16 protein-coding genes are annotated in these 17,401 nt (G+C 36.6%); 10 read left to right on the top strand and 6 right to left on the bottom strand.

Going from position 1 to position 17,401, the window contains the following annotated elements; translation table 11 throughout:
* Positions 1–4 precede the first annotated feature (4 nt).
* The 4 genes from LB076_RS09085 (at position 5) to LB076_RS09070 (ending at position 3,926) form a co-directional block, all read left to right on the top strand.
* Positions 5–448, top strand: coding sequence for a type I restriction enzyme HsdR N-terminal domain-containing protein (locus LB076_RS09085; protein WP_066331150.1), 444 nt, complete (start codon positions 5–7; stop codon positions 446–448).
* A gap of 55 nt (positions 449–503) precedes the next feature.
* Positions 504–1,496: a glycosyltransferase family 2 protein gene (locus LB076_RS09080; RefSeq protein WP_066331152.1), complete on the top strand. Its 993-nt coding sequence runs from the start codon at positions 504–506 to the stop codon at positions 1,494–1,496.
* 44 nt (positions 1,497–1,540) lie between these two features.
* Entirely contained in the window at positions 1,541–2,374 is an 834-nt protein-coding gene (locus LB076_RS09075) for an OmpA/MotB family protein (protein WP_066331154.1), read from the top strand.
* Positions 2,375–2,678: 304 nt separating this feature from the next.
* Entirely contained in the window at positions 2,679–3,926 is a 1,248-nt protein-coding gene (locus LB076_RS09070) for a T9SS type A sorting domain-containing protein (RefSeq protein ID WP_066331156.1), read from the top strand.
* A gap of 343 nt (positions 3,927–4,269) precedes the next feature.
* Here LB076_RS09070 and LB076_RS09065 read toward each other — a convergent pair whose 3' ends face one another.
* The 3 genes from LB076_RS09065 to LB076_RS09055 form a co-directional block, all read right to left on the bottom strand.
* Positions 4,270–4,890 carry an L-threonylcarbamoyladenylate synthase gene (locus LB076_RS09065; protein WP_066331158.1) on the bottom strand — a complete coding sequence of 207 codons (621 nt, stop codon included), beginning with the start codon at positions 4,888–4,890 and terminating at the stop codon, positions 4,270–4,272.
* An 89-nt stretch (positions 4,891–4,979) separates the two neighbouring features.
* The gene (locus tag LB076_RS09060) at positions 4,980–7,310 is read right to left on the bottom strand and encodes an ATP-dependent helicase (protein WP_066331159.1); all 2,331 of its coding nucleotides are present in this window, start codon (positions 7,308–7,310) and stop codon (positions 4,980–4,982) included.
* A gap of 138 nt (positions 7,311–7,448) precedes the next feature.
* Complete coding sequence (locus tag LB076_RS09055) at positions 7,449–8,219, bottom strand: sulfite exporter TauE/SafE family protein (RefSeq protein WP_066331161.1); 771 nt, start codon at positions 8,217–8,219, stop codon at positions 7,449–7,451.
* A gap of 134 nt (positions 8,220–8,353) precedes the next feature.
* On the opposite strand from LB076_RS09055, the gene LB076_RS09050 reads away from it, so the two are divergent.
* Entirely contained in the window at positions 8,354–8,875 is a 522-nt protein-coding gene (locus LB076_RS09050; RefSeq protein WP_066331164.1) for a DUF7935 family protein, read from the top strand.
* Positions 8,876–8,905: 30 nt separating this feature from the next.
* On the opposite strand, the gene LB076_RS09045 is transcribed toward LB076_RS09050, so the two are convergent.
* Positions 8,906–10,972 carry a M1 family metallopeptidase gene (locus LB076_RS09045; RefSeq protein ID WP_066331771.1) on the bottom strand — a complete coding sequence of 689 codons (2,067 nt, stop codon included), beginning with the start codon at positions 10,970–10,972 and terminating at the stop codon, positions 8,906–8,908.
* Between the two features lie 138 nt (positions 10,973–11,110).
* On the opposite strand from LB076_RS09045, the gene LB076_RS09040 reads away from it, so the two are divergent.
* Complete coding sequence (locus LB076_RS09040; protein WP_066331774.1) at positions 11,111–11,851, top strand: Dph6-related ATP pyrophosphatase; 741 nt, start codon at positions 11,111–11,113, stop codon at positions 11,849–11,851.
* Between the two features lie 48 nt (positions 11,852–11,899).
* Here LB076_RS09040 and LB076_RS09035 read toward each other — a convergent pair whose 3' ends face one another.
* Positions 11,900–12,469 carry a DUF1697 domain-containing protein gene (locus tag LB076_RS09035; RefSeq protein WP_066331167.1) on the bottom strand — a complete coding sequence of 190 codons (570 nt, stop codon included), beginning with the start codon at positions 12,467–12,469 and terminating at the stop codon, positions 11,900–11,902.
* Positions 12,470–12,798: 329 nt separating this feature from the next.
* On the opposite strand from LB076_RS09035, the gene porX reads away from it, so the two are divergent.
* The 4 genes from porX (at position 12,799) to LB076_RS09015 (ending at position 16,553) form a co-directional block, all read left to right on the top strand.
* Positions 12,799–14,352 carry a T9SS response regulator signal transducer PorX gene (porX, locus tag LB076_RS09030; RefSeq protein ID WP_066331174.1) on the top strand — a complete coding sequence of 518 codons (1,554 nt, stop codon included), beginning with the start codon at positions 12,799–12,801 and terminating at the stop codon, positions 14,350–14,352.
* Positions 14,353–14,429: 77 nt separating this feature from the next.
* Complete coding sequence (gene tsaE / locus LB076_RS09025; protein ID WP_066331177.1) at positions 14,430–14,849, top strand: tRNA (adenosine(37)-N6)-threonylcarbamoyltransferase complex ATPase subunit type 1 TsaE; 420 nt, start codon at positions 14,430–14,432, stop codon at positions 14,847–14,849.
* Between the two features lie 94 nt (positions 14,850–14,943).
* Positions 14,944–16,143, top strand: coding sequence for an alanine dehydrogenase (locus LB076_RS09020; RefSeq protein ID WP_066331180.1), 1,200 nt, complete (start codon positions 14,944–14,946; stop codon positions 16,141–16,143).
* 35 nt (positions 16,144–16,178) lie between these two features.
* Complete coding sequence (locus LB076_RS09015; protein WP_066331183.1) at positions 16,179–16,553, top strand: DUF4258 domain-containing protein; 375 nt, start codon at positions 16,179–16,181, stop codon at positions 16,551–16,553.
* A gap of 151 nt (positions 16,554–16,704) precedes the next feature.
* On the opposite strand, the gene ung is transcribed toward LB076_RS09015, so the two are convergent.
* Positions 16,705–17,388 carry a uracil-DNA glycosylase gene (gene ung / locus LB076_RS09010; RefSeq protein ID WP_066331186.1) on the bottom strand — a complete coding sequence of 228 codons (684 nt, stop codon included), beginning with the start codon at positions 17,386–17,388 and terminating at the stop codon, positions 16,705–16,707.
* Positions 17,389–17,401: the final 13 nt, after the last annotated feature.

Here is a 17,401-nt window from a genome sequence, read left to right as displayed (position 1 = left end):
CGCCATGCAAAAACTGAATTTTTCTCCTTATCTTTTCCGATTCAAAAATAGCGAAAATAAAGTAGCTATCTTTGATGAAATTCGGAAAAAATTTATCCTTCTCACACCCGAAGAATGGGTACGCCAGCATGTAGTGCGTTTTTTATTAGAAGAAAAAAAGTATCCAAAATCCTTGATTAATGTTGAAAAAGTACTACACGTCAATGATTTAAGAAAAAGATACGATATTGTGGTGTACCACTGCGATGGTTCTATTTTTTTATTGGTAGAATGTAAGGCGCCACAAATCAAAATAGCCCAAGCCACCTTTGATCAAATAGCCCGTTATAATACCACTCTAAAGGCAACGTATTTAATGGTTACTAATGGATTGAATCATTACTTTTGCCAAATGGATTTTGAAAATGAAAAATATGTTTTCTTGAAAGAATTGCCCGATTTTAAATAAATACGTCCGTTTGCTCCATTAAATTGTCGGGCTAAACATTAATACTACACTAATTTTGAAACAAATAGCAGTCATTATACTCAACTGGAATGGGGTATCTTTATTGGAACAATTTTTACCCTCGGTGCTAGCACACTCTCCAGAGGCAACTATTTATGTGGCAGACAATGCCTCTACGGATGCCTCTATAGATTTTATAAAAACCCATTATCCTACGGTTCAAATTATTCTAAATGCTGCCAATTATGGTTTTGCACAAGGCTACAACACGGCCTTAGAGCAAGTAGATGCTGCGATTTATGCCTTAGTAAACTCGGATATTGAAGTAACTCCAAACTGGCTACAACCCATACTAGACACTTTTGATAAAGAACCCAATACGGCCATACAACAGCCTAAAATATTGGATTATAAAAACAAATCGTATTTTGAATATGCAGGGGCAGCCGGAGGGTTTATAGACAAATATGGGTATCCGTATTGTAGAGGACGTATATTTGAAACCGTCGAACAGGATTTTGGACAATACAACGATAGTATAGAAATAGCCTGGGCCTCTGGGGCTTGTTTTTTTATCCGCAGTGCCGTTTATAAAGAGTTAGAAGGGTTTGACGCTTCCTTTTTTGCACACCAAGAAGAAATAGACCTGTGTTGGAGAGCCAGTAACAAAGGCTATACTATCAAATACAATCCCTATTCTGTGGTCTATCATGTAGGTGGCGCCACCTTAGAGCAAGGAAGTCCCCAAAAAACCTATTTAAATTTTAGAAATTCTTTGTTGATGCTAACCAAAAATTTGCCCAAACAAAAATTGTTCTCGATACTCCTTAGCCGCATGGTTTTGGATGGAATAGCAGGGATTCATTTTATTTTTAAAAGACAATTTGTTCATTTTATAGCCATTCTAAAAGCACACTATAGTTTTTATGGTATGTTTTATAAAATGTATTCCAAAAGAGGTAGTGAACAAACAGAAAAATACTACCATACAAAAAGCATCGTTTATACCTACTATATAAAGTGTGGCAAGATTTTTGCTAAATCATAACCTAACATAAACAAACTCTTTGTAGAATCCTTTAAATTAAATTTATGAAAAAAATAGTAATTGCCTTATCTGTATTGGGACTGTTGAGTTCTTGTGTTTCTAAAAAGAAATATGCTGATCTAGAATCAAAAAATAAAGAAACCCAAGATTTATTAAACTCTGCCACAGTAAAACTGAACAATTGTTTGGAAGATAAAGCAGGTCTTACAGCTACTGTTGCAGGATTAAGAGAGCACAACCAAACCTTAATTAGTACCTCAAAAGACATGACGGTATTGACTACAAAAGGGGCCGAAAACATTGAAAAAGCTTTAGAGTCTATCAAAGAGAAAGATTTAAAAATAAGCAGAATGCAAGATGCTCTAACCAAAAAAGACAGTGTAACGCTTGCGGTGGTTACTAGTTTAAAAAGTGCCGTAGGATTGAACGATCCAGACATTGAAATTAATGTAGAAAAAGGAGTGGTATTTATCTCTATTGCAGATAAATTATTATTTAAAACCGGAAGCTACGAAGTGTCCGACAGAGCAAAAGGCGTATTGGCAAAAGTAGCCAAAGTAGTGAATGACAAACCTGATTTTGAGTGCATGGTTGAAGGGCACACCGATAGCGTTCCTTATAACGGATCCGGAGTTTTGTTGGATAACTGGGATTTGAGTGTAAAACGTTCTACGGCAATTATCCGTGTATTGACCAACCAGTTGGGTGTAAAACCAGAACAACTTATTGCTGCTGGTAGAAGTTCTTATGTACCATTAGTTGCCAATGACAGCGCAGAGAACAAAGCACGTAATAGAAGAACCCGCATTGTGGTCTTACCAAAAATTGATCAGTTTTATGAAATGATTGAAAAAGAAATGAAAAAACAAACCAAATAGTTCGCACCCTTTGGTTATAATTAAAAACGTCTCGGTTTGCACCGAGACGTTTTTTTTGGCCTTAAATGGATTAACGCAGCGGTAGGGACGTTTTGTCACTAAGTGTTTTTATATCTATTGCTACGCCCTATAACACACGTCTCAAGCAATTTGAATATTTAGTAGAATTAGCATTTTTAATTATATATTTGTTACGCCTAAAAATAATCTTTTCTAGAACCCACAAACCGATTAAGACATAGGAGTTATAGACCAGTTACACCCTTAACGTATAAAATAGATTAATTTATAAATTTAAATAAATATGAAACAATTTTTACTTTTTTTACTTTTTGGAACTTCAATAATTATGAATGCTCAACTGCAAGTTCATACTGTTCCAGTTACCACAAACGATTTGATTTATGACTCTAATACAAATAGAATATATGTATCTATTCCGAGTTCAAATGGCTCAAATGGAAATAGTATTGGTGTAATAAATCCCAATACATATTTGTTGGAAAACACTATTTTTATGGGAAGCGAACCATCCGTTTTAGCAATATCGGATAATGGACAATATATTTATTGTGGGTTTAGCAGTACCTCTAAAATTAGGCGATTTGATGTTGCCTCTCAATCTGCAAGTTTGCAATTTCAATTAGGAGCAGACTCTTTTTTGGGACCATATTATGCAGAAGATATTGAAGTAATACCAGGACAACCAAACTCCATAGCAGTTACACGAAAGTATTCAGGCATTTCGCCACGTTTTGCAGGATTAGCAATTTATGACGATGGTGTTCAAAGGCCTACTATTTCTGATAAGTTTGGTTCCGGAGAAATTAGTAATAAAATAGAATTTAAAAATAACACTACATTATTTGGATATAATAATGAAACTACGGGTTTTAATTTTAATAGATTAGCTGTAAATTCTGGTGGTGTAAATTTAGTTTCAACAGCTGGAAGTATACCAAGTGGATACCCCTTTTCTTTAGATTTTACATACAATAATAATAATGCCTATTTTACAAACGGTAGCGTTGTGGATACAACAACTTTACCATATGTAAATGGTGTTTTTCCAAATGCAAATGGACCAGTTGTTTATGATACTTACACCAATTTAGTTTGCTATGCTAATTCAAACAGTGGAGCCATAACACTTAAAAGATATAACCCAAATACTTTTTTATTATTTGACTCATTACCAATTTCAAATGCATTTGGTCAAGCTAAAAGTATAATTTCTTGCGGAAATGGATGTTATGCATTTAATACATCTGATAATAATGTAGTAATAATTACAAATGGAAATTTAAGTGTTGATGAGAATCAAATGAAATCTATATCTATATTTCCAAATCCAACATCGGATTATTTATTTGTAAATAGCGATATTGAAATAAAAGAAATAAAAATTTTGGATGCAAATGGTAGAATACAAAAAAATGTAGATTTTGCAAATAATAAAATATTTTTAGGCAATTTACAAAACGGAATTTATTTTGCAAGTTTAATTGATGTAAACGGCAATATAACAACTAAAAAAATAATCAAAAAATAAGTCGTCATAACTACCAAAAATTATTCATTCATTATTTTTGCAATTATAGTACTATTCTTTTTTATGATTTTAAATTTATCCTTTTAAAATCAAAATCAACTAAACCCTTATTTTTAGTTATGACGTAAATTATATTTTTGACTGAAACAAAATATTTGTATCAGTCAAAAATATAATTTATTTGTTTTGAAGAAATACTATCTTCTGACAAATTAGTTTGAGCAGGTACTAAAAAATTGGAGAAAAAGAAAAGAAATTTAATCTAAATTTTCATAGTCTATATTTTGATTTTGAGAGAAATTATCTGCTAAATCCTTTATAGAGTACCACACAAGACAGATTGTTAAATTATATCTATAGCGCCTTTTCCTTCTCTAATTACCACCGCTTCTTCGCCAGATAAGTCTATTATTGTAGAACCTACATTGTCTCCATAGCCGCCATCAATAACTAAATCTACTAGATTTTGCCATTTTTCAAAAATAAGTTCAGGATCTGTGGTGTATTCAATAACAGCATCTTCATCATGGATAGAGGTCGAAACAATAGGATTGCCTAATTGCCGTACGATCTCTAAAGCAATATTGTTGTTGGGCACCCGTATTCCTACTGTAGTTTTTTTCTTGAACTCTTTAGGCAAATTATTATTTCCGGGCAAAATAAAAGTGTATGGCCCTGGTAATGCTCTTTTTAAAATTTTAAAAGTAGCGGTATCAATTTGCTTCACATAATCCGAAATATTGCTTAAATCATGGCATACAAAAGAAAAATTAGCCTTATCTAACTTAACTCCTTTAATTTTTGCAATGCGTTCTAAAGCCTTGGTATTTGTAATATCGCACCCCAAACCATACACCGTATCTGTAGGATAAATAATTAAACCGCCTTGTTTTAAAACCTTAACTACTTTGGCTATGGCCGCTTCATTGGGTTTGTCTTGATAAATCTTTATAAACTGTGCCATTTTATTTTTTTATTTTTTTTTAGAAATTGCTTAGAATACTCTTTAGCTAATTGCTATTGCTTTGATTTAAACTCTTTAAAAACGGCTATTTATCCTATAACATCGAGTTTGGCAAACCGTAAAAGCAATTTTTTGATGCCGCCAACTTCAAATTTTATTTCGGCTTTTTTGTCTGCTCCTACTCCTTCAATGCTAATTATTTGTCCTTTACCAAAACGTTCGTGCAATACAATATTACCCATGGCCAAGTTATTGTCAAACAAATTGGGTCCAGAGGGAGCATTTGCTGCAAGTGGTTTTAATTTTCGCACAGAAGGTTCTAATTTGGGATCTTTGGGTGCCATTTTTTTGGGTGGAATACCACTGGATGGCTTTGATAATCGCATTTTAGACTTATCCACATCTCCAAAAATATCTTTGTCAATCAAAGGATTGTAGCGGTAATTGGATTCTGCAGGAGTGAGGTATTCTAAAAACTGTCCATCTATTTCTTCAATAAAACGGGAAGGTTCACTATCTGTTAATTTTCCCCAGCGGTATCTGGATTGTGAATACGTTAAATATGCTTGATGTTCTGCTCTAGTTAAGGCTACATAAAACAAACGGCGTTCTTCTTCTAACTCGCTTCGGGTGCTCATACTCATGGCACTCGGAAACAAATCTTCTTCCATACCTACCACAAATACATGCGGAAACTCCAAGCCTTTTGCAAGATGTATGGTCATTAGGGCTACTCTATTTTCGTCATTGGTATCTTTATCTAAATCTGTAGCCAAGGCCACATCTTCCATAAATTCAGCCAAAGCACCTCGAGCGCCATCAATTTCTTTTTGTCCTTCGATAAAATCTTTTAGTCCGTTTAATAATTCTTCTATATTCTGAATTTTAGCCATTCCCTCTGGCGTTGCATCTTTTTTTAGTTCTTGAATTAATCCGGTTTTTTTGGCAACATGTTCTGTAACATAAAAAGCATCGTGATTTTGATCTATAGCCTGAAAACTCAAAATCATCAACACAAAATCTTTGAGTTTTTGTTTGGTTCCGGCATTTAATTTAAGGTCTATTTTATCTATATTTTGCATGATTTCAAATATAGATCGTTTGTAATGGTTGGCAGCCACTACTAGTTTTTCTAGTGTAGTATCTCCTATCCCTCTTGTAGGATAATTAATTACTCGCATCAAAGCCTCTTCGTCTTTGGGGTTGATCACTAGTCTTAAATAACAGAGTACGTCTTTGATCTCTTTTCGTTGGTAAAAAGACAATCCGCCGTAGATCCGATACGGTATGTCTCTTTTGCGTAATGCATCTTCCATGGCTCTGGATTGGGCATTGGTTCTATATAAAATAGCAAATTGCCCGTTAGTGAGTTGGTTTTGCATTTTTTGTTCAAAAATAGTACTGGCTACAAAACGGCCTTCTTCAGCATCTGTCATGCTGCGGTGTACTTTTATTTTTGGTCCAAATTCGTTTGCGGTCCAAACAATTTTATCTAGTTTTATTTTATTCTTATCTATAATGGTATTGGCTGCCTCTACTATGTTGCGAGTAGATCGGTAATTTTGTTCTAATTTAAAGGTTTTTACGCCTTCGTAATCTTTTTGAAAATTCAAAATATTGTTAATATTTGCCCCTCTAAAGGCATAAATACTTTGGGCATCATCTCCTACCACGCAAATATTCTGAAATTTATCCGATAAAGCCCTCACAATTAAGTATTGGGAGTGGTTGGTATCTTGGTACTCATCTACCATTATGTATCTAAAACGGTTTTGATATTTAGACAAAACCTCTGGATATCGAGTGAGTAATTCATTGGTTTTTAGCAACAAATCATCAAAATCCATCGCCCCAGATTTAAAGCATTTTTCTACGTATTTTTCATAAATTTCGCCCATCCGAGGTTTTTTGGACATGGCATCTGCCTCTTGCAGTTCTTTATCCTTGAAATAGGCTTTTACGGTAATTAAATTGTTTTTAAAATTAGAAATCCGCCCCAAAACTTGTTTGGGTTTATATACATCTCTATCCAATTGCATTTCTTTGATAATACCCGAAATTGCTCGTAGAGAATCTTGTGAGTCATAGATGGTAAAATTAGATGGGTAGCCCAATAAGGCAGCTTCGGACCGAAGAATTTTTGCAAAAACAGAGTGAAACGTTCCCATCCAAAGGTTTTTGGCCTCACCAGAGCCTACAATATCCGAAATTCTTTTTTTCATCTCACGTGCGGCCTTGTTGGTAAAGGTTAGCGATAGAATATTAAAAGCATCAATGCCTTGTTGCATTAAATAGGCAATTCGGATGGTCAGTACACGTGTTTTACCGGAACCCGCACCAGCAATAATAATCATTGGCCCTTCTTTTTGTAAAACGGGTTCGCGCTGCGCTTCGTTAAGTTGAGAAATATATTGTTGCATGAAAATGTATCTATTTATGCAAAAATAACAATTTATCAATCAATATAATCTCTAGTACTCAAGTTTTAACGGCTTAGTAGCATTTGTTTTGCAACAAACAACCGGTTTTGATCGCATTTGACCCAAGTAAAATAAGCATTAGGATTTCCAAAAAATATCATACGCAAACCGAAGTAAGGTTCCGACCACAACCACCAAAAAAAAGATTCGGATAAATCCATTGCCTTTATTTATAGCCAATTTGGCTCCCAACCAACCACCAATAGCATTACTTGCTGCCATGGGTAAGGCTATGGTCCAAATAATTTTTCCTTTGAACATAAAAAGACAAATTGACCCAAAATTGGTTGCTAGATTTACCATTTTGGCATTTGCAGAAGCATGAAGAAAATCAAATCCCATTAAGGAAATAAAGGCTACTACAAAAAAACTTCCGGTTCCGGGACCAATAAATCCATCATAAAAACCTACTATAAAGCTAATTAGTACTGCATGAAGCAAACGTTTGGAGTCCGAAATAGTTTGCGTAAGCTGTTGGCCAAAGTTTTTTTTGGCATACGTATAAACAGCCAATAAAGACAAAACAAAAAGCAACAAGGGTTTCATAAAATCATTGCTAACATAGGTGAGCAAGGTCGACCCCAAAAAAGCTGCAGGCACTGCCAAGCCCATCATTATAAAGAGCAAACGCCAATTTAGATTTACTTTTTTGAGGTACTGGTATGCTGCAAAAGACGTACCGCTAAAGGCCGGGATTTTGAGGGTGCCAATAACGGTCGAAACCGGTAAATTAGGCAACAAAATAAGCCCTGCTGGAGTTTGGATGAGCCCACCTCCACCTACAATAGCATCAATAAAACCAGCTGCAAAAGCAGCTAAACAAAGTAAAATCAATAGGTATGTTTCCATCAAAGTGGTAATCTTAATGGTCCAAAACAGACCAATTTAATACACAAAAATACCATTTCTTATGGTAAATTATGGTATAAATTATAGGTAATTGCTTCAAAAAGTATATTTTTGTTTCTCAAAAAAAACACCCCATGGATTCTACAACAATAACCCAAATACTTGCCTACACCATTCCTTCAATAATTACTGGTGCTGTGGCGTATTTTTTATTTGATTCGCATTTTAAAGACCAACAAAATACCCGCCGTTGGTTGTTACAAAAAGACAACCAATCTGCCACATTGCCTCTGCGTTTGCAAGCCTACGAACGGATGACCTTATTTATGGAACGTATTAATCCATCCCAATTAATGGTACGAATAACCCCCGTATCTGAAGATAAAGCAGTCTATGCAGATTATGTGATTGCACAAATAGAACAAGAGTTTGAACATAATTTGTCCCAACAAATATACCTTACCGAAGAGTGTTGGTCTATTATTCTGGCAGCCAAAAATGCAACCATACAAATGATTCGGTTGGCAGCCAAAAAAGAGTCGGTTACTAATGCAGATACTCTGAGAGAATCTATATTAACCAATTTGATAGAAAAAACCTCTCCAAGCAATGCTGCTTTATCGTTCTTAAAAAATGAAGTTGGCCAATTGTGGTAATTATTACATCCTTAAGCCAAGCGTTCAAAATTAACGCTCGAGCAACAAACGATTAAGCTGGAATTGTTCCTTAGGGTCTAGGCTGGGTAGTATGGCCTCAAATGAAGCTCGGATTGCTGGTTTTTGGAGCAACAACCGTATGCTATCTCTACCAAATTTTGAAAATTGCCATGTGTGGTGTGTTGTTGCACCTACTAAATTTTTTAAAACCGTATTGTTTAGTATCTCTAAGGCTAATAATTTTTGTAATGCATTTTGTCTGGTTATAGTCTCATAATCTGCCGAAGAAAAAGCAACCAATGCCTCGGACAGCATGGTTTTGTCTGCGGAATACTCTGGAGTAGCCAACGCCAAAGACAACCATAGTATCTTTAAATTATAATCATTAAACCCTATGGCATCTTGTGTTTGCTCTAAATAAACCACCCGCATTTCTGGAAAATTACGCCATAAATAATACAATGCAATTTCTTGAGTCTGATAGGATTTATCCTGCAACAAGGTTTGGTATGCGGATCTAAACGTTGCTGGAATTATAGGCAAAGTCAGGGCAACAGCTTGGCGCAACGGAACATTATTTGTAGCCAAGGCAGCTAATAACAAACCGGATTTAGCTTCTATTTTTTCTGTTTTTAATTGGTTTACAATTGCTTTTTTTACTTCAAAATAGGCATCTCCTTGTAGTATCTCTGCAAACAAAGCCGCTTTATCCGCTAGGGGTTTATTTTTTAGTTTTTCTACTTCAAATAGTTTTTGTATGCTTTTATTTTTTAGCAGCAATTCATTGGCTTGTTGGGTATTAAACACTACAGACTCAAGCCATACTTTACTATAGGCTTGGGTGTTAAATTTGGTAACCTTGGTGATCTCTTCAAAAAAATCTGCGGTAGTTACCGTTTTATAAGCATATTTTTCTAGGTAATTTCGTACCACTTTTTGGAATGCCCTATCTCCTATGCTTTGGTGCAAAACAAAAAGTGCCCAAGCACCTTTTTGATAAAAACTCAACGAACTAGCCTTGGCGTGCAATACCGGAATACTGTCGGTTCTGGAGGCGTATTTAATTTGTTGTGCTGCTTGATGCAATTGGTGGTAAAAATAATCGTCTCCGTATATTTCTCGCTCTGCTAACCAAGCGTAGTAGGTCGCAAAACCTTCTTGCAACCAATGGTGTTTTCCGCTCTGGGCAGTGATGAGGTTTCCAAACCATTGGTGCGCTAATTCATGGGCGTGGATGTTGGTATAATTTCTGTCTTCAAAACCAATGCTGTCTACTACATACCTTCTCGAAAAAAGAGTGGCCGAGGTATTCTCCATTCCAGCATACAAAAAATCCCGAACTGGTAGTTGTTTGTAAATTTGCCACGGATAGGGCACGCCGATTTCTTTTTCTAAAAAATCAAAAATCGCAGTAGCATGTCTGTAAGTGGGTTCGTACTTGCTGCTGTCTTTTGGTTCTAGATACCAATCCAAGGGCACGCCTGATTTGGCTTTTTGATGGTGTATCTGGTATTTTCCTACAGCAAGCATTAATAAATAAGAACTCATTGGGTTTTTCATGGTGTATTTCCAAGAACATGTGCCGTTGTGTGCCGTTTTGGAGGTCAAAACTCCGTTTGAAACTACCTCATAATCCGAATCATAATCCACCTCTAAATTAAATACGAGTTTCTCATTAACATCATCAAAACTAGGAAACCAGTTGCTGGTGTACCGTCCTTGTCCTTGGGTCCAAATTTGTAAATTAGTATTTTGGGTAGATCCCACAAAGTACAATGCCTGTTTGGGCTGGGCTGTATAATTAAAACTAAGGCTGTAGCTCCCTTTTGGAAAAGCCTGAACCAATAGTAGTTGTTTTTTGGTGTTTACAAACGTAACGGCATGGTTGTCTAGCATTACGTGATCCAATTGCATATTTTGGGCATCTATTTTTATGGTATCTGTGGGCTGCAAAACATCAAAAGTATAGGCCACCAATCCCGAAACGGATTTCTCTATTGGGTTTAAGCTGATTTTTGCGGTTACGGATTTAAAATCTACCCATTGGGTTTGTTGCGCAAAAGTTGCTGTGGCGATTAATACTAAAAGATATTTCATTTTAAGGGGTGTTTGCTGGGTGCTTATTTGAGATTTGTACAAATTTAAAAAACAGTACTGCTTTTGGATTACTAAACCAAATTGGGCAAGATCCAGTCTAATTTTGTAAATTTACTGCTCAAAAGTAATATTATCCTATTGAAAAAGAAAGCCTTATTTAACTGGAGTAGCGGAAAAGATGCTACTTTGGCCTTATATAAAATACTACAAGACCCAGATTTTGAAGTCTGTACGTTAGTAACTAGCGTAAACCAACCATTGCAGCGTATATCCATGCATGGGGTTCGGGTAGAGTTATTACACCAACAAGCAGCCAGCATTGGCTTACCGCTTGAAATCATGCAAATTCCTGAAATGCCGACCATGGAGGTTTATGAGCAAGTAATGACCACAACCCTTACTAAACTACAACAACAGGGGATTAACTATTCTATCTTTGGAGATATATTTTTGGAAGATTTGCGCCGCTATCGCGAAGACAAACTGGCTATTTTGGGTTTTAAAGCTGTTTTTCCGTTATGGAAAAAACCTACTCTGGATTTGTTAGAGGAGTTTTTGAATCTTGGTTTTAAAACTATAGTTGTTTGTGTTAATGAACGCTATTTGGATAAAAGTTTTGTAGGCAGAATAATTGATTCTCAATTTATTGCTGATTTGCCTGAAGGTGTGGATGTTTGTGGCGAAAATGGCGAATTTCATACCTTTAGCTTTGACGGCCCTATTTTTGCGACTCCAATTGCTTTTACACTTGGCGAAACGGTGTATCGAAAATACGAAAAACCCAAAACACAACAAACCAGCACTGCCGCTTGTACTACCAATACCTCGGATGAGGCTTGGGAGTATGGTTTTTGGTATTGCGATTTACTGCCTGCTTAAGTCCCAAAAAACAGGCGCAATAGTGCGCTATAAAAGTCGGGACATAATTTATACCTGTTCTGCTGGGTTATTTTGGATATTTTGGTATAATTCTAGCAAATTAGTAACGGTATTCCAGTTGCGAATGGTTGCGGTGAGCTGGAGTTTTTTTTCTATGTATTTTTGATCCAATCTTGTTTTTCCGGCTCCTACGGCATATTTTATAAAAATCCTGTTGCTATCAATACTGGCTAAATCGGGCTTGAATTGGCTGATTTTTAAATCATTGCTGCTTTGGGGTTGTAGTTCTTTGGAGACAAAAGCGACGTATAATTTTTTTAGATCTACCTCTTTTTCTTTCAAAAAAGGATTGTTGGTAAAACATTTTTGTAAATCCGAAATGCCTAAAACAATAACTGGAACATCATAACCAAATGCTTTAAAGAGTTCTTGTTTGATGATAAAACCTACTTTGGCTGGGCTTTGTTCGGGGGTGGTTATAAAAACATTTCCGGATTGGATGTACGTTACCACATTCTGAAAGCCTATGTTTTGTAAGGTGGTTTTTAAAATCTCCATTTTAATCTTATTGTGTCCGGAAACATTGATGCCACGTAGTAATGCAAGGTGTGTTGTCATGGTTGGTTTTATTTTGGGTTTTATTTTGGGTTTTATTTTGGGTTTTCAAAGGTATTTGTTTCTGTTTCCATTTACAATTTTATTATTGGGGTATGGTTTTGTACGCCATTGCGTGAGGGACGGTAACGAAAAGCCCACAGTCCCGCTTTTGTTGCGGGACGAGGACTTGTAGTGAACTGCCCGACCGGAGCTTTTGCGTAGGGCACGCCCAAATAAATATTATTGTAATTATTTTCTGAAATTAGGTTGCAAATTTTATGCTAATAGTAACAAAAAAGCCAAGTAATTAATGTAAATTGGCAGGGTAAAACCTTTTGTAGATACACTATATGAACATGATAAAAATACTGTGGGTGGATGATGAGATTGATTATTTAAAGCCGCACATTTTGTTTCTGGAGAAAAAAAACTATGCCGTAACTACCTGTAATAACGGTAGGGATGCTATTGCTATTTTTGAAAATGAGAATTTTGATGTGGTGTTTTTGGACGAAAATATGCCCGGCATGAGTGGGCTGGAAACGCTCTCGGAGATGAAGGAAAAAAACAGTGCCATCCCCATGATTATGATCACTAAGAGTGAAGAAGAGTATCTTATGGAGGAGGCGATTGGCTCTAAGATTGCGGATTATTTGATTAAACCGGTTAATCCGAATCAAATTTTGCTGAGTTTAAAGAAAAACTTGGATCATTCGCGATTGATTTCGCAAAAAACTACGCTAGATTACCAAAAGGAATTTAGAAAAATTACCCTAGAAATGGGTCAAGTAAACGCGTATGAAGATTGGATTGAGCTGTACAAAAAATTGATTTTCTGGGAGCTACAATTAGAGACTATCAAGGACCAAAGTATGGTTGAAATTCTAGAATCTCAAAAAGCGGAGGCCAACTCGATGTTTGGCAAATTTATTGAACGCAATTATGAAGATTGGTTTTTGCCTAAGGCAGACAAGCCTATTTTGTCTCACAATTTGTTTAGAGAATTGGTAGTTCCGGAGATTGTAAAGAAAGATAAACCGGTGCTTTTTGTGGTTATTGATAATCTGCGTTATGACCAATGGAAAACATTTGAAAGTGTGGTTACGGAATATTATAAACTAGAAAAAGAAGTGCCTTATTATGCTATTTTGCCCACTGCTACACAGTATGCTCGTAACGCTATTTTTTCGGGATTGATGCCCTTGGATATGGAAAAACAGTTTCCGCAATACTGGAAAAACGATCCCGAGGAAGGTGGCAAAAACCTGCACGAAGCCGCGTTTTTGACTGCCCAATTAAAACGTTTGGGATTACAGATTAAGGAAGAATATTTTAAAATTACCAATCTAGCCTCTGGTAAAAAACTGGTAGAGAATTTTAAAACCCTCAAAGACCATGATTTAGTAACGGTGGTTTATAATTTTGTAGATATGCTCTCTCATGCCAAAACCGAAATGGAAGTAGTCAAGGAACTTGCCGCAGATGACAAGGCGTATCGGTCTCTTACCTTGAGTTGGTTTAAAAATTCGCCTTTGTTAGAGATTATTCAGCAGGCACAAAAATTAGGTTTTAAGCTCATTCTGACCACGGATCACGGTACGATTAATGTCAAAAATCCGTCAAAGGTAGTAGGCGACAAAAACACAAGCTTGAACCTGCGTTACAAAACCGGACGTAGTCTGACCTATGAATACAAAGATGTTTATGCAGTCAAAGATCCTAAAAAAATAGGTTTGCCTGCCATAAATATGAGTAGTTCTTATATTTTTGCCAAAAATGATTTATTCTTGGCCTATGTCAATAATTACAACCATTATGTGGGGTATTACAAGAATACCTACCAACATGGCGGTATTTCTTTAGAAGAAATGATTATTCCTTGTTTGGTTTTTAACCCAAAATAACCCTGCCCGAATTTAGGGGCATAAATTACTAAATTTAAGATAAAACAACACAAACCTTAATACCCAGAACTATAGTTATGGAATGCATATTTTCATTAAAAGACCTAGACTCTGTAGCAGCACAAGTGGTGGCTCAAAACCCTAATAAAATACTTTTGTTTCAAGGCGAAATGGGAGCTGGCAAAACCACTTTTATCAAACAATTGTGCAAAACACTAGGAGTTACAGAACCTACAAGTAGTCCAACCTTTTCTTTAGTTAACGAATACCAAACCACTACAAATCAAACTATTTATCATTTTGATTTTTATAGAATCAACAGCCAAAACGAAGCCCTAGATATCGGTGCCGAAGAGTATTTCTATTCTGGCAATTGGTGCTTTATTGAATGGGCAGATAAGGTCGCTGACCTAATTCCAGAAGGCGCGACCACCATTACCATTACGGTATTGCCAGAGGGCAATCGTTTGTTACAAATGAGCCCATCTGGGATCTAAAACAATTTGTAAATTAAATTTTTGATTTTCTGGAGCATAACAACTCCATATTGCAATCTTTTTGTGTATTTTTACTTTAAAATTAGTTCCAAAAATGTCCATATCCTTATCTCCTTTTACCAAAGAACAGCTACTACCTCAAGAGGAAAAACTAGAAGTAGCCAGACACAAGAGCGAATTATTTATTGGTATCCCTAATGAAACCTGCTACCAAGAACGCCGTATTTGCCTTACCCCAGATGCCGTAAACTCTTTGGTAAACAACGGACACAGAGTGATGATTGAAGCTGGAGCTGGAGAAAACTCTAGCTATTCTGACAAAGAATATAGTGATGCCGGTGCAGAAGTAACCCAAGATACCCGCAAGGTTTTTGGCTGCCCAATGCTATTAAAAGTAGGCACTCCTACCCTAGCCGAAATTGAAATGATGCACAACCAAACCATTTTAATTTCGTCTATACAATTAAAAACAAAAGACAAAGCCTATTTTGAGGCATTAAGTAAGAAAAAAATTACCGCCCTAGCCTTTGAATACATAAAAGACCAAGACGGATCTTATCCCGCCGTGCGATGCTCTAGCGAGATAGCAGGCACAGCATCTATCCTAATTGCCGCAGAGTTAATGATCACCAACGAATTTGGCAAAGGACTACTCTTTGGTAACATCACCGGAGTAGCCCCCACAGAGGTAGTTATTCTTGGAGCCGGAACCGTAGGAGAATTTGCCGCCAAAACCGCCTTAGGCCTTGGCGCCACAGTAAAAGTATTTGACAATTCTATAACCAAATTGCGCAGGCTACAAAACAATCTAAACCAACGCATTTTTACCTCCACAATACAATCTAAAGCCGTACTAAAAGCCCTACGCCGTTGTGATGTAGCCATTGGCGCCATAAGAGGCAAAGAGCGCTGCCCAGTAGTTGTCTCAGAAACAATGGTAGAACACATGAAACATGGTGCCGTAATTGTAGACGTAAGCATAGACACCGGAGGCTGTTTTGAAACCTCCGAAGTGACCACCCACGAAAAACCAACCTTTATCAAAAACAACGTATTGCACTACTGCGTGCCCAACATACCTTCCAGATATTCCAAAACAGCATCCCTGTCTATCAGCAATATCCTGAGCCCCTTTATCATGAAAATTGCCGAAGATGGCGGTATCGAAAGCGCCCTCAGATGCGATTCTGGACTCAAAAACGGCGTATATATGTACCACGGAATCCTAACCAACAAAGCCATCGGAGATTGGTTTGACCTCCCAAATAACGATATTAATTTAATTGTATTTTAAAGAATCTTTACTTTACCTTTGCTAAAAAATAATTCATGAAGTTTGCGCAACGTTTTGCCTACTATTTAGTAGGACTAGTTATTGGCCTTTTTTTTGTAGCCTTAGTTTTTAGCGGAAAAGACACCCGCTGCAACTATTTTCCAAATTCCCGTGTTTTAAACAACATCCGAAACAAACCCTTTAATTACTCCGAAAAAGCCTCGGCCGTACTGGCAGAACCATGGATAGACACCATAGACATCAAAAACACCCTACAATACGGAGATGTAGATTTTGACCAAAGCAGTACCGAATTTAGAAAAGCCAAAACCTATATCATTGAAGGAAAAACCATGCAAAACATTCCCATAATCCTCAAGATAAGCAATCGAGAAGACAAAGCAATTCTAGAAGAAATTACCAAAAAATAAGCCATCCCCATTTTTAATTCGGGCGTGCCACCACCCAAAAAAAGGAGCTAAGCACCATTGCGGTGATTAGCTCCTTTTTTTGGATGCTGTCGGGTCATACGCACCGCGTTGGCGGTTTGCTGCTACCCCTCACGCAAAACAATGCGTTATATTAATGCAGATTAGGTATCCAAATAATTTCTTTCTTTCCTAATTTTTTTAAATAAGCATTGGTTTGACTAAAATGCTTGTTCCCAAACCACTTTCCTTGATTTGCACTCATAGGCGAAGGATGCCCAGAGGTCAAAACCAAATGCTTGTCTCTATCTATTTTGCTGCCTTTTTGCTGTGCAAAAGCACCCCAAAGCAAAAAAACCAATCCCTGTTTTTCTTCGGCAATTTTTTGGATCACGGCATCCGTAAAAATATTCCATTTTAAATGTTTATGGCTATTGGGCTTGTCTTTCTCAACGGTTAAACTCGCATTGAGCAACAACACCCCTTGCTGCGCCCAAAACTCCAAATTGCCCGAAGTAGGCATAAAAACCGCATCCAAATCGGTAGCCAATTCTCTATAAATATTACGTAAAGAAGGCGGTATGCGCAAACCATCGTTGACCGAAAAACTCAACCCATTGGCCTGTCCCACCCCATGATACGGATCCTGCCCAATAATAACCACCTTTAAATCTGCAAGAGCACATTGATTAAAAGCCGCAAAAATCAAATCTTCAGGCGGAAAACACACTTGCTCTTGGTAGTGGCTCTCCAGCTGTTGCCAAAGTGTTTTGAAATAAGGTGTCGCAATTTGTGCTGCCAAAAAACAGCTCCACTGAGAGTTTAAATGGATTTCCATACATAAAAAAATT

This window comes from Flavobacterium crassostreae (assembly GCF_001831475.1).
Taxonomy (GTDB): domain Bacteria; phylum Bacteroidota; class Bacteroidia; order Flavobacteriales; family Flavobacteriaceae; genus Flavobacterium; species Flavobacterium crassostreae.
Note: the sequence above shows the minus strand (reverse complement) of the source record. Positions and strands in the feature narration are given on the sequence as shown.